This is a genomic window from Flocculibacter collagenilyticus (genome assembly GCF_016469335.1).
GTDB classification, from domain to species: Bacteria; Pseudomonadota; Gammaproteobacteria; order Enterobacterales; family Alteromonadaceae; genus Flocculibacter; species Flocculibacter collagenilyticus.
Genome location: NZ_CP059888.1, coordinates 220679 through 235206, shown reverse-complemented (window position 1 = coordinate 235206; position 14528 = coordinate 220679). Strand labels below are relative to the sequence as shown.

Sequence of the window (14528 nt, the reverse complement as noted above, 5' to 3'; positions counted from 1 at the left end):
GTACTTTAAATAACAGCACAGTACGTTAAATTATCAAGCACAATGAATTTCTTAACCCAAAATGCATTGCTGAGCATTATCTAACTATTTAAATCACTATAAAAGAGTGAAGAAAAGAAAAAGCGTCTAGTCGCCATTTCCTATTGCGCTATAAACAACCAAAATGACTGAAAAATGAAAAATAAGCACTAAATATTAAAAAGTTCAAAATACAAATACCCGCGTCATTACCGATAAAATGTATATTTGTACACATTTTCTTACAGATATAATTATTCAGAAACCTTTTTTGTTAACATTTAAAAATCACAAACACCCAATAAAACAAGGAAAAAAGTACTATCACAGATAAAAAACAACCAAAAACTGTTTAATAAATGTAAACAAATGAGATTTAAAAGCCCACTTTTCACTGTTGAGATTTTCAAAACCAGTGATATATTGGCATTCCTTAATTTCACTGCCCAAAGATAAATTAAGACAAAATTATAATAAGTTTTAAGTAAATATATTTAGTTAAAGTTAACTCCGGGATTAGGAAAAAAAATGATCTATAAGACTAAAGTAAGTAAAGCAGTTCAATTTGCTTTACTTGCTGGCTCAATGACGTTGCCAGCGTTTTCAGCATTAGCTGCTGAAGAATCAACTGAAGGACAAGAAATCGAAAGAGTTGAAGTAACGGGTTCTCGTATTGCACGTGCAGAATTATCTCAGCCTACTCCTGTTATTTCATTAGACGAGCAAGATATTGCTAAGTTTGGTCTTACTGACCTAGGTAGCTTATTAAGTGAATTACCAGCAATCGGCGCAACTGACACTCTTGTTGGTAATAACAACAGTAATGCATTTGCTGGTATCAGTTCTCCTGATTTACGTCGCTTAGGCTCTAACCGTACCTTAGTACTAGTTAACGGTAAGCGCCATGTTGCCGGTGTACCAGGTTCTGCTCAAGTTGACTTAACGACTATTCCTACTAGCCTAATTAAACGCGTTGAAGTAATTACTGGTGGTGCATCAGCAATTTATGGTTCTGACGCTGTATCAGGTGTTGTGAATGTTATCTTAAAAGATGACTACGAAGGTTTCGAGTTAAATGTAAGCGGTACAAGTTCTACAGAAGGTGTTGGCTCACGTAACCATGGTATTACTTTCCTAGCGGGTGCTGACTTATCTAACGGTAAAGGTAATGTAACTTTCTTCGCTGGTATTGAGCGCACTAAAGAAGTGATGTCAGAAGATATTCGTCAGTTCGATGGTTGGGGCACTGTTGCTAACCCTGATAGCCAAGGTGAAGAAGATGGCATCCCTGACAGACTACGTGTACCACGTGTTTACTCTGAAATGATCAACGCCTATGGCGTATTAAACCCATTTGGTGGTGGTGCAGGTCGTTATACATTTGATAACGATGGTAATCCATTTGTTCAAGTAGAGCGCGACCAGTCAAACAGCTTCGCATTCGGTTCTTTCCCAAATGGCTGTGACTCATGTTTCAATACTGAAGATTATGAAAACTTTCTACCAGGTATCGAGCGCATCTCTGTTGGTTCAAGCTTCAACTATCAATTAACAGATAACTTAACGTTCGTCAGTGACTTTAAATACGCTCGCTCTGATATCGAACAGCAATATCAGCCGTCATTCCGTTTCGGTAATATCTCTGTAAATGTAGAAGATAACGCATTCCTTGACGACTCTTTAAGAGAAGTGCTTTTAGATGCAGGTCAGACTAACGTTACAATGGCTAAATTCTTTGATGAGCTAGGTAACCGTTCAGCTGATAACCGCCGTGAATTATTCCGTTACACAGCAGCATTAGAAGGCGATTTCACGTTAAGTGAAACTGACTTTGATTATGAAGTGTATTATGTTTATGGTGAAACTCGTAACCGCCGTAAAACGCTAAATGATTTACTACCTGGAAACTTCACAGCTGCATTAGACTCAGTGATTGATCCAGAAACAGGTGAAGCGGCTTGTCGTAGTCAAGTAGCAAGTGCACAAGGCGAAGACTATACCGACCCTGCCAGTGTAAATGGTGGTGACTGTGTTGCATATAATCCATTTGGTTTCGGTCAAGCATCTGAAGCTGCACGTGATTGGGTATCTGCTGACGTAACTCGCCAAGACAGAATTTCTCAAGAAATCATCGGTGCTTCTTTTGTTACTGACACAAGTGAGTTTTTCGACTTACAAGGTGGCCCAATTGCGATTGCTGCTGGTTTTGAGTATCGTGAAGAAGAGTCAGAAATTACAACTGATGAATTCACGAAAGCTGGATTCTTAACAAGTGCTGCTACACCTGATGAATTTGGTGCGTACGATGTAACAGAAAGCTACATTGAAATAAGCCTTCCATTATTTGCTGGTCTTACAGGTATTGAAGAACTAACACTTGATGCTGCATACCGTACAGCTGATTACTCACATGCTGGTGAAACGGATGCATGGAAAATAGGCTTAATGTATGCGCCTATTGATGACTTCAGAATTCGTGGTACATACGGCCAAGCAGTACGTGCACCAAATATTTCAGAAGCATTTAGTCCACTATCTCCAGGCTTTGCACGAGTATCAGATCCATGTGATGCAGACAACATACCTGACGATCCAGATCGCGCAGCTAACTGTAAAGCACTAGGCATGCCTGATGGCTTTGAAGCTAACGACAACGTAAGTGTTGATACATTATCTGGCGGTAACTCTGAGCTTAATCCTGAAGAGTCAACTTCTTTAACTGCTGGTATCGTATGGACACCATCGTTTATTGAAGATTTCTCTATTACACTAGATTATTACGATATTGAAATTGAAGATGCGATTATTGAAGTTGCTGCACAAGATATTGCTGATAACTGTGTAGATGCAACTGGTGGTCCTGATGCAGGATATTGTTCACAAATTGATCGTAATGCTAACTTTGATATCGAACTGGTTCGTTCTGGTTACTTAAACGCGTCAGCATATACAACACGCGGCCTTGAGCTACAAGTGTTACACACTATGCCAATGCAAGTGATGGATTATGCTGGTGAGTTTAAAGTTAATTTCTTAGCAAATAAACTACTTGAGCTAGAGCAGTTTGAATTCCAAGACCGTCCTGATGAAATTAATGTTGAAGAAGGCGAGGTTGGCGACCCTAAATTGCAACTACGTTTAAGTGCTGACTATAAGATTGACCAGTTAGCGTTTGGCTGGACAACTCGTTATATCGATCGTGTAGTAACGTACGACGTGTCTCCAGGTGGCGGTAGCCCAGAAGATCTTAATCCAGGTCACATTGGCTCAATTACTACTCATGACCTGTCTATGAACTATGAGCTGAACGACAATGCATCATTTAACATGGGTATTCGTAATGTGTTTGATAAGTTACCTCCTGGCTATGTTACAAATGCAATGTATGACCTAATGGGTCGTAAAGTATACGCAGGTGTTAAAATCTCTCTTTAATTGATAGATTTATCCCTCATCAAAAAAACCAGCCTTATGGCTGGTTTTTTATTGCCTGTAATATCACTTACCAAGTTATATAAACTGAAATGAGGCTACTTTGGCCTCAATTGATAATGCTTTGAATGCTAGCTCAGATGCTCGTAGGATGGCTACATCACCTTTTTATCTATGGCCTTAAACAGCAATGATCAGGGGGTCAATCGATTGATGAGCAATAGGTATATGGTTTGCCAAGAAGCACTCCAACACACTCCCAAAGGCTATAATGAAGACAGGCATAAAAAAACCACCCGAGATAGGCTGTCTCTTGATCACAAGTTAGACTCTAGAGACTTAGCTAGCTCATAACCTTCAAGGATGGTTTGCAATTTGAACCATCCTTGCCATAACACCTTAACTGAAGCACGGCCCGTGCGTTTGGCATCTTTCCAGCCACCTAATTTAGCCAACTCTTGATAAGCCCATGACATATTAGGTACGCTGTCTGGCAGTTGGCTTTTCATTCGCTTTAACCATAATAACTTCCACGCTGTTGGCGACAGTACTTGTTCGCAACTAGCGTGCCCTTGTTCATTGGTGAATTTGAGTTGAAGTATTCTTGTCGCAACGAAACCGTTTATGGTCACCAGTCGTTCCACATTGTCTTTACTTTGTAGCCTTAAGCTTTCGATATCTGTACCGTCACTTTTCCAAACTTTATGATATTCCTCGACTAACCAGCGGTACTCATAGTGACTGACAACTTTCAATGCATCTTCTTTACTGTGGACTGGTTCATTGGTCAACAGATGCCAATTTAATTCGCTGTCTGGGTTTTCACGCTCGCTGCACCCCACATAATAAACAGGTAATGATTTTCCTTGTTTATTGCTCGGCACCTTTAAGGTCACTGGTGTAAAGACAATATCAAGTGTTGCACATCGCGCTTTTCTGCCGCCTTTCTGCGCTATATGAACTTGCTTTTGACCTGCGCTTTGTAATTCTGAAGCGAAGGCATAGAGTTTATTTTCGCCTTCTTCAATGTGGCGACTCTGCATTGAGCGCACTATAAACCGTTGCTGAGAGTCGAGTTTGTACTCGAGGTATTCGTAAATATCAGCTTCTCTATCACAAACAGAAATAACATCCAACATCTTACTTTGTAATCTATCAGCCATGTTTCGTGAAGCGGATTCCCATTTGTATCCTTCCTTCTCCTGATACGGCGTTTGAGCATGTAAACGCCGCTTGCCTCTTGTTGTGATGTCCCTTGTCCATCTAGACTGTTCGATTAAACCGACAATCTTAGATGATTGTGGCGCAAATAGTAGAATACTATGCGCTAGCATTCCTCTGTACCGATTACCTTGGTTTACATGACCTAAATCATCTCGAACAGAACGATGGCTGTAGACTATATTGGTGGTATCTTCCAAAGCAAGCAGCAGTTCATGCTCTTGCGCTTGTTCAACCGTGGCTTGAAAGCCAGCATCGGCTATCGCATTAGGCTCAACATGGTCATTTCTAATGAAGCGGTAAGCGCCTTCCATATCGGCGGGAGATTGAGTGATATTCACTAAAGGTTTTCCTGGCTCGTTAGCTATCGTAGCTGCTAACTTTACCAAACGATTCGTTCTACGTGGGTCCCCTAGGTTCGTTTTTCCAAATTGTTTTTCTGCCCAAACAGTTGCGTTCTCAAGCATTTACTATCTCCAATTAATGTTTGAAGATCTGATCTGGCAAGTTTAATTTAGTTCAAAAAAATCCCTGCTAATTACTTAGCAGGGATTTGTGTATAAGAGACAGCCCGAGATAGGTGGTTTTTTTAACTAACCCCAGATCGGTTTAAGCCACGATCATAGAATTAAGCTCTGAGTCAGTTAAATTAAGGCTTGGCTTATTGTCTTTAAGGCAGTAAGCCACTAATCCTGCCATTAAGTTCAACATAAAACCATTCATACTGCGATGTCTGGAGTGTTCAATTTGGGAGATATTCTTTAATTGGTCATTAATAGTTTCAATAATAAATCGCTTAGATAGCATCGCTCTGTCCCATAACGACATCGCTTTGGCTTTCATATTCTTGCGAACGGTAGTAATTAATGTCACCCCTTTTTCAAACAACGAAGCTTCCAGTGCTTTGCTGAGATAACCTTTATCTCCGTACAATTTATCTGTCAAACCAGCAGCTAGCTCTTCGACTGGTTTAGTATCATGAACGTTGCCTGTGGTGACTTTGGCTGCAACGATCTCTCCCCGATAATTAACGATAAGGTGAAGTTTGAAACCATAAAACCAGCCCATCGTCGATTTCCCTCGCCTTGCTATACCATTAAATGTTTTATGTCTGGGAATTCGAATATTATGACAAACGGTTAAAGTAGTGGAGTCAATGAACTCAATGCCTGTAGGCTTACCTTTAAGTGAGGTGAAGTACGCACACATTGGCACTATTGTTCGCGGCATTAGCTCTAAAAAGCGTGTATAACTAAGCAAATGTGGAAATTCTTCTCGACAAAAGCGACTGACATGACCAGTGTAATAATTTTTAAAATCTCGGTAATGGGACATGTGGAAGCCAATAATAATTGTCATGACTTCACTCATCGTCAATCTACTTCGACGCTTACGTTTTTGTGTGCCGTCTGCAATCAATTGCTTTTCCCATTCGGGAATAAATACTTTGCAAAAATCATCGACATCACAGAAGAGTTCAACTAATTTATTCATGCCTGTTCCTTTTTGGTCACTTTCTTTTTTGGTCGAAAGATCTGATCGTGGAGCAGGCATTTAGTTCCTTAAATTTTCAAATTCTTATCCCGAGTTGGGGTTAACTAGCATGTCAGCTTAGAACTGTTCTACATCTAACTCATATAATGTGTCACTACCAGCTTCAATTTTAGCAATTAAGCCCTTCACTCTTGGTAACACTTTCGCAAAATAGTAATGTGCCGTTTTAACCTTCGCACTCATAAATGACTCATCTTCTGCCATTTTTTGTTTGGCTGTGCTTGCCATTTTCAACCACATATAACCGTACATTAGGTAGCCCAGCAAGTGAAGGTAATCGGCAGATGCCGCGCCAATTTCATCACTATTATTTGCTGCACGCGCTAAAATCCCTTTCGAAACCTCACCCACTTCTTGGGTTAAACGTAAAATTTCAGTAGCCATTGCGCTCATGCCTTCTTGAGGCATCACTTCTTGTGCGTACTCGCTGATTTCGGTTAGTAGTACCGTTAGATTCTGGCCGCGATTTGCTGCTACCTTTCTGCCCATTAAATCGAGTGCTTGGATCCCGTTAGTGCCTTCATAGATTTGCGCTATGCGAACGTCACGCACTAACTGTTCCATTCCCCACTCAGTTACGTAACCATGGCCACCTAAAATTTGTTGGCCCAATACGCAAATGTCTAATCCCATATCCGTTTCAAACGCTTTAGCAATGGGCGTTAATAACTGAGCTAACCCATCGGCTTTTAGTTTTTCAGTTTCGTCTTCTTCAAATTTAGATTTATCCAATTGAATAGCAACATAGTTACTGAATGCGCGCCCCGCTTCAATAAGCGATTTCATATTTAATAACATTCTGCGCACATCTGCGTGCACAATAATCGGGTCGGCTTGTGCATCAGATTTTTCTTTGCCTTTACCTTGTACTCGGTCTTTAGCATAAGCCAGTGCATTCTGGTACGAGCGTTCAGCACAACCTAAGCCCTGATTTCCTACCGCTAAGCGCTCGTAGTTCATCATAGTGAACATTGCAGCTAGACCTTTGTTAACTTCACCGACTAAGTAACCTTTAGCGCCATCAAAGTTCATAACGCACGTAGCTGAAGAGTGGATCCCCATTTTATGTTCTATCGAACCACAGGTTACAGGGTTACGTTCGCCAAGATTGCCTTCTGCATCTACATTGAACTTAGATACGATGAATAGTGAAATACCGCGTGAGCCTGCTGGTGCATCTGGTAGTTTTGCTAATACTAAATGCACGATGTTGTCAGATAAATCATGCTCGCCCGCTGAGATAAAGATTTTAGTACCCGTAATGCTGTAGCTACCGTCGTCATTTGGTACTGCTTGGGTGCGCATTACACCTAGGTCCGTTCCACTGTGTGGTTCCGTTAAGCACATAGAGCCGCACCATTCACCGCTGTACATTTTTGGTAAATATAACGCTTTTAATTCTTCACTGGCGTGGTGCAAAATACTAAGACAAGCACCAGCGGTCAAACCTGGGTATAAAGAAAAGCCAACATCCGCTGCACACATCATTTCGTCGGTTGCAACACCAATGGCTTTTGGCATGCCCATGCCGCCATATTCTACGTCACCATTTAATCCTATCCAGCCACCTTCAGCGTACGTATCAAATGCTTGTTTGAACCCTTTTGGCGTAGTTACTTCACCGGCATTAAATGTAACGCCTTCTTCATCAGCCGATGACTGTAGCGGAGCAATCACTTCTGAGGTAATTTTGGCGCCTTCTTCAATAATGGCTTGAGCGGTTTCTTTATCAACCGTCTCTGCCAATTGCGGATTGGATTGCCAATATTTATCTGCTTCTAAAACGTCAAATAATACAAAACTAATATCTTTAGTTGGAGCCTGATATTCACTCACGTTAGTGATCCTCTTTAAAAATTCTTGTTGCAGGTGCAGCATTCTACGCAAACAATTACAGCATGCTACTACACCCACTCAATGTACGAGTACGCATTAGCCACTCAGTTTAGTTCATACTTTAGTAACTCAAGGTAGCCCAAGTGCTGAACAACACGCCTTATTTGCCAAACGTACGAAAAAATCTATTAATTAGTTGAAATAAGTATCGTCAAATTTTGCATAAAGCGCTATTTCAAACGGTTGTTTGAATATACGTGTTATCCTCTAAAGATCAAGTAATAGTTAAAGCGTCAATTAATAAAACTTTAGTGCAAAAAGGCAAACTTTAAATGCAAACTTATTGATTTTTAATGCATATATGTATTATTTGCTTACTGGTAAATCTAACTTTAGTTAGTCAGCAAGACCGATTGTCGTTATACTGCTATGAATCATTTTTATATGTTTAAGAAGATGACAATTTCATTCGACAAAGAAGAGACTTTCGACACGTTTTTGCAAGAACACATCGTGCCTTTTTGGCAGGATACGGTTCAGCAAGACTATTTCATTGGTGAAAATAACGCAGTTATTCGCTACTGTTTTTGTTTATGTGACAACCCAGTAGGCACCATCGTCGTTTCACCGGGTCGAATTGAGGGTTATATTAAGTACCAAGAGCTCATGTATGATTTATATACTCAAAATTATAATGTGTATGTGATCGATCATCGTGGCCAAGGCTTTTCCAAGCGGCTTATTGAACATGCTGAAAAAGGCTATGTAGAAAGCTTTAATTATTATGTAAGAGACTTTGCTTTTTTTATTGAAGAGGTGATTGTGAAGCAAACAAACACCCCTTTATATATTCTGGCCCACTCAATGGGTAGCGCCATTGCAACACGTTACATGCAACGTAAAACCGCCCAGCAATTGATTAAAGCGGCCGCGCTATGTTCGCCAATGTATGGCATTTATACTGGTAAACTTCCTCTTAGTCTTGCCAAAGGGTTATTGGCACTTAGTCATAACATAAATCGTTTGTTGCACCGTCCACCTGCCTATTTTATGGGGCAAATGAATTATCATAATGTGCCATTTATGCTAAACCCTTTAACGCATAGTGAGCCTCGCTATCAATGGTTCCGGGAATTATATGAAACCTACCCTGAAGCAAAACTAGGTGGGGTTACTACTCATTGGCTAAAAGCGGCATTAACAGGTATGGAACGAATTTTCTTTCATGCTGACGATTTCAAAACGCCGGCAATTGTACTACAAGCCAGTCAAGACATTGTAGTCGACAACTCAGCACAACATGCCTTTGTAAAACGCGTTCAGCACAACCCGCACCACGCGCCTATTTCACTAACCACTTATGAACATGCTAAGCATGAAATATTGTTTGAAAAAGATAACATTAGAACGCCTGCGTTATCCTCTATATTAGCGCTATTTTCTAACCACAGATAACGGATCTTGATGGATAAGCACATCAACATTATCGAATGCCTCGTCAATGGCATCTTCCACTTTATCTGCAATACGGTGTGCTTCATACAAGGTTAAACTATCGTCCAATTCAAGGTGTAATTGCACAAACTTTATTTGCCCAGCTTGTCGGGTACGCAAATCATGTGCACCGTGCACCCCCTCTTGAGCAACTACAATGGCCATAATTTGCTGTTGCTCTGCTTCAGGTAGCTCACGATCCATTAAGTGCTGGCTGCTTTCTCGTGCAACTTCCCATGCACTGCTCATCATATAAATAGCGATCAATATCGCAAATATCGCATCTGCCTGTTGATAGCCCATGCTAGTTAAAAACAACGCTAGCATAATTGCAACGTTCATTAATAAGTCACCTTTGTAGTGTAACGAATCAGCTTTTATTGCTATAGACTGAGTTTTCCTCACAACCCAAGTTTGAAAGATAACCAGCATCGCGGTTAAGCCAATTGCCAAGCCTGTAACAACATAGCCAATATCAATATGCTGCACATTGTGCGGATTAAGAAGGCGGTCAATACTATGAAAAATAAGTAAAATTGACGAGCCACAAATAAACGCAGATTGCGCCAGCCCAGCTAATGACTCTGCTTTACCATGCCCAAAGCGATGCTCGTCATCTGCTGGCATTAAGGCATAACGGATCACAAAAAAGTTAATGGTTGAGGCAGCCACGTCAAGTAATGAGTCAGTAAGTGACGCTAACAAGCTTGCCGAACCTGTGATCGTCCATGCATATAACTTGGTCACGATTAATATTGCAGCGACCACAATGGGAGCCCAACTTGCGGCTTTTACTAGTGATGAATACTCAGCTGTGGCCTTCGGCATAAGGGTAAACCTGCTTAAATATTGAGTGATTGAATTGAGCGGCTTTATGGGCAAAGAGTACCAGATTTGCTAGAATTCTGCCTCCACAACCATGAGATAAATTTAAATGTTAGACATTGTACTGTATCAACCAGAAATCCCACCGAATACTGGAAATATTATTCGTTTATGTGCCAATACAGGTTTTCACTTACATTTAATTGAACCACTGGGCTTCGATTTAGAAGATAAAAAATTAAAACGTGCTGGTCTTGACTACCACGAGATGACGCATGTTACTCGTCATGAAAGCTATCAGGCATTTTTAGATGCGGTACAACCCAAACGCATTTTTGCATGCACTACCAAAGGTAAACGCCATCATTCTGATGTTCAATATCAATCAGGTGATGTTTTAATGTTTGGCCCTGAAACACGAGGCTTACCTGAAGATATTATTTTCGGGCTACCCGAAGAACAACGAGTGCGAATTCCAATGTTACCAAACAGTCGCAGTATGAACTTATCAAACGCAGTGTCAGTATTTGTTTACGAGTCTTGGCGTCAACTAGACTATGCTGGTGCAAACCTACCTGATTAACACTCGCTGTGTAACATAAATTTGCGAAGGTTTGTTTGACGACTAAAGACTGGCACATGATTCATCACAGCCAGCCTTTCAAACCTTCGGGTTTTACCTTCTTGTGAGATCCCTTCAGAAGGGGAATTTTCACGCCATTTCTGTATATTTTCCGACATGTTTTATTCAATTTATCACCCCCTGTCTCTTCGGCGTTCATCATATTTATCGGATTATCACTTAAAAACCGCTGCAAAATCCGGCTATCCCGCCGCACTGCTGAACGTCTAAAACGCCTACCTCCATACGTCTAAACACCCCGTTCTTACTGGGCTCGCATTATTTGAGTGAAGTATAGACAATCACAGAAAGTGCTTTTAGTATGCCTATAAATGTGTTTGGAAAAATTATTATGACGATAAAAAAAATTATAAAAGGCGATCACGCCAGTCATAGTAGCTTAACGCAAAACGGTAATAAGCCGTCTTCAACAACTGAAGCTACCAATACGATTAATACCAATGCCAGTAAATGGGCAAACGATCTCACACGCTCTCGGGTGAGTGGACCAATGTTCCCCAGAAAAAATACCGAGTCGTCTGCTCATCAAACCGATGTAGAAGCCCCCTGGCAACATTACAAAGATGCCACGCGCGCTGTGCATGCTGGCTCTTTTGATGATGTTGCCTCAGGCGCAGTGGGCACGCCAATCTATCAAAGCTCAACGTTTTTACTGGGAGAAGAACAATACCAATCTATCGATGAAGGGCATGCCCGTGATCGGTTTATCTACACCCGGTACGGCAATCCCACATTATGGGCGGTGCAAAACAAGCTTGCAGCATTAGAAAATGCAGAGTCCGCGTTGGTCTTTAGCTCAGGGATGGCGGCGATTACGGCCTCGGTTATGGCTTTAGTTGATCGTGGTGCCCATATTATTGCTTCTAACGAGCTTTATGGTGGCACCTACAATCTATTCAATTACGAATTTCCTTCTTTTGGTATGAGTGCGAGCTATGTAAATCCTCGCGATTACACAGCGATTGAAGCTGCTATCAAACCAAATACTCAACTCATGTTTTTTGAAGCGCTCACTAACCCCTTGCTAAAGTTAATTGATATTGAGCGTTTAGCGGATATCGCCAAACGTAACCGTATTCGTTTGATTATTGATGCCACGTTTGTCACACCTATCGGCTTAAAGTCCTTAGCATTAGGAGCCGATTTAGTTGTTCACTCTGCTTCAAAGTATCTAAATGGTCATAGTGATCTAATTGCGGGTTGCGTAATGGGCAGTCGTAAGCTGGTTGATATGGTGTGGCCTCGAATGCTGACGTACGGTGGCTCGATGGATCCTCATGCTGCATTTTTATTAGAGCGGGGTTTAAAAACCTTACCCATTAGAATGCAAGCCCATGAAAAAAGCGCATTTGCATTAGCACAATACTTAGAAGCTCATCCAAAAGTTAAGCGAGTCATTTATCCCAAACTGCCTAGTTACCCTGACTACTCACTGGCAAAGCGTATTTTAAAAACAGGCACAGGGATGATCACATTTGAACTCACTGGCGGTGATCAGGCCGCATTACAATTAGTAAAACATTTATCCATTCCAAAAGAAGCAACTAGCCTAGGTGGCGTTGAATCGTTAATCAGTTTGCCCTTTAATACTTCTCAAGCTGGCTTTACCGCCAACCAACGCAAAAATATGGGCATTAACCCTGGTTGTGTGCGTCTCTCTGTGGGGATTGAAGATCCAGAAGATTTGATTGCAGACTTTGCAACGGCATTGTCGTTAATTACCACGCAACAAACCAATCCAGCGACTGCGGATCATCGAGAAAATAATTTAAATGGAGTTAGTCAATCATGAGAAACAGTATTCCTCTTTCTGCATTAAGTGAATTTACAAACGAAGTCAAAGCGTTACCTGAAGAAGGCGTGGTGCAATATGGTGTTGAGTTAAATTGGGAAAGTGGTACCCGTTCTCGAGCCAAAGCACTCCCTATGGCCGTGGGCCCACATGTGGTCAGTCGAGACTTCGAATGGACCATCGACGAACCTAGGCAGTTAATGGGCAGCAATCATGCACCTAATCCGCAAGAATATTTGTTATCAGGGCTTGGCGCCTGTATCCTAGTCGGCTTTACCGTGGGTGCTTCAATTATGGAAATTCAGCTTGAGTCACTCAAGGTTACCGTTCAGGGCGAATTAAATTTAGCCGGATTTTTAGGCGTAGACAGTTGCGCATCTGTTGGTTTTAAACGCATAAATTATCAAATTGATGTATCTGGTACTGGTACTGATGAACAGTTTGAGTTACTGCGAAAGCAAGCTGTCGCGCATAGCCCAAATGCTATGTCGATGATGAATGGTGTAGAAGTCTGTGGCGAATTAACCGTTCACAAACACTAATTTATTCCAATACTGCACGTAAATTACCAGGAACAAAAATGAAGTACGACTATATTATAATCGGTGCGGGTCAAGCAGGGTTAGCGATGGCTTATCATCTTAAACAAATGAACGCTAACTTCATGATGCTAGACGCCGCTAGCGAAATAGGTGCAGCCTGGCTTAAACGCTGGGACTCATTAACGTTGTTCACTCCGACCGAGTTTAACCATTTACCTGGCATGCAATTTCCTGCGGCAGATGGTCACTATCCAGATAAGCATGATGTTGCTAAGTACTTTAAGCAATATGTAAGGCACTACGACCTTCCCATAACACTTAATACAAAGGTACATCGCCTACAAAAAGATCAAGACGGTTTCACGTTATCATGTGAAAGCTATGCAGATGCATCCTCATCAGACGAAGCCATTACCTACCAAGCCGACAGAGTCATCGTTGCAACAGGTCCATTCCACACGCCTTTTATACCGCCCTGCCATAGCAACATTGATGAAAGTGTCGTGCAATTGCACAGCAAAGATTATCGTAACCCTAACCAACTCGCTGCTGGGGATACTTTGGTTGTAGGTGCTGGCGACTCAGGTTTTCAAATTTTACATGAAATCTCTGATGCCAAACCGAATGATAACATTTACTTTTCTGGTAAAACCGACTGCCACTCTATTCCTCAACAATTTTTGGGGAAAACATTGTGGTGGTGGTTTGACAAGCTAGGCGTACTGTCTGTTACTAAATACTCATGGCTTGGTAAACAGTTAAGCAAGCGTATGCAGCCTGTTATCGGCACTAACGTAAAGGCATTATTAGCCAAGCAGAATATAACGTGTGTGGGTAAAACCCTTGACGCGAATCTATCTGAAATACAATTCGAAAAAGCGAATATTGCTGGCATAAAGAATATTGTATGGGCTACTGGTTATCGACCTGACTTTACTTGGTTGAAAGATATTGAATTAGACGGTGAAGGTTATCCTGCTAATTACCGTGGCGTAAGCACAACAGAAGGTTTGTATTTTATTGGTTTGCCATGGATGTATACACGTGGTTCTGCCACATTAGGGGGCGTACAAAAAGATGCTGATTACTTACAGCAAGTACTGTTGAATAAGCCAGCCCCTTCGCCTGCTATAAATTGTGAATTAACCGCGACGACGGTAAAAACATAAAG

At 41.4% G+C, this 14528-nt stretch carries 10 protein-coding genes; 6 read left to right on the top strand and 4 right to left on the bottom strand.

Features of this window, described 5'->3' with window-relative positions; all coding sequences use genetic code 11:
- The first annotated feature begins 546 nt into the window (after positions 1 to 546).
- The gene (locus HUU81_RS01080) at positions 547 to 3453 is read left to right on the top strand and encodes a TonB-dependent receptor domain-containing protein (protein WP_199610415.1); all 2907 of its coding nucleotides are present in this window, start codon (positions 547 to 549) and stop codon (positions 3451 to 3453) included.
- A gap of 314 nt (positions 3454 to 3767) precedes the next feature.
- Here the strand turns inward: HUU81_RS01080 and HUU81_RS01075 are convergent, their stop codons facing one another.
- From HUU81_RS01075 to HUU81_RS01065, 3 genes are all read right to left on the bottom strand, one after another.
- Entirely contained in the window at positions 3768 to 5138 is a 1371-nt protein-coding gene (locus tag HUU81_RS01075) for an IS4 family transposase (protein WP_199610413.1), read from the bottom strand.
- 142 nt (positions 5139 to 5280) lie between these two features.
- Positions 5281 to 6165, bottom strand: coding sequence for an IS982 family transposase (locus HUU81_RS01070; protein WP_199610025.1), 885 nt, complete (start codon positions 6163 to 6165; stop codon positions 5281 to 5283).
- A gap of 117 nt (positions 6166 to 6282) precedes the next feature.
- Positions 6283 to 8061 carry an acyl-CoA dehydrogenase C-terminal domain-containing protein gene (locus tag HUU81_RS01065; RefSeq protein WP_199610412.1) on the bottom strand — a complete coding sequence of 593 codons (1779 nt, stop codon included), beginning with the start codon at positions 8059 to 8061 and terminating at the stop codon, positions 6283 to 6285.
- Between the two features lie 456 nt (positions 8062 to 8517).
- Here HUU81_RS01065 and HUU81_RS01060 point away from each other — a divergent pair, with 456 nt between their 5' ends.
- The gene (locus tag HUU81_RS01060; protein WP_199610411.1) at positions 8518 to 9516 is read left to right on the top strand and encodes an alpha/beta fold hydrolase; all 999 of its coding nucleotides are present in this window, start codon (positions 8518 to 8520) and stop codon (positions 9514 to 9516) included.
- On the opposite strand, the gene HUU81_RS01055 is transcribed toward HUU81_RS01060, so the two are convergent.
- Positions 9496 to 10383, bottom strand: coding sequence for a cation diffusion facilitator family transporter (locus HUU81_RS01055; RefSeq protein WP_199610410.1), 888 nt, complete (start codon positions 10381 to 10383; stop codon positions 9496 to 9498). The two genes, HUU81_RS01060 and HUU81_RS01055, sit on opposite strands and share 21 nt — an antisense overlap.
- 106 nt (positions 10384 to 10489) lie before the next feature.
- Here HUU81_RS01055 and trmL point away from each other — a divergent pair, with 106 nt between their 5' ends.
- The 4 genes from trmL (at position 10490) to HUU81_RS01035 (ending at position 14526) form a co-directional block, all read left to right on the top strand.
- Complete coding sequence (gene trmL, locus HUU81_RS01050; RefSeq protein ID WP_199610409.1) at positions 10490 to 10963, top strand: tRNA (uridine(34)/cytosine(34)/5-carboxymethylaminomethyluridine(34)-2'-O)-methyltransferase TrmL; 474 nt, start codon at positions 10490 to 10492, stop codon at positions 10961 to 10963.
- 391 nt (positions 10964 to 11354) lie between these two features.
- On the top strand, positions 11355 to 12815 hold the full coding sequence (locus HUU81_RS01045) for a trans-sulfuration enzyme family protein (protein WP_199610407.1): 1461 nt from the start codon (positions 11355 to 11357) through the stop codon (positions 12813 to 12815).
- A complete protein-coding gene (locus HUU81_RS01040; protein ID WP_199610406.1) occupies positions 12812 to 13357 on the top strand; it encodes an OsmC family protein in 546 nt (181 codons plus the stop codon). The genes HUU81_RS01045 and HUU81_RS01040 overlap by 4 nt, the downstream gene beginning before the upstream one ends.
- 38 nt (positions 13358 to 13395) lie before the next feature.
- A complete protein-coding gene (locus HUU81_RS01035) occupies positions 13396 to 14526 on the top strand; it encodes a flavin-containing monooxygenase (RefSeq protein ID WP_199610405.1) in 1131 nt (376 codons plus the stop codon).
- Positions 14527 to 14528 lie beyond the last annotated feature (2 nt).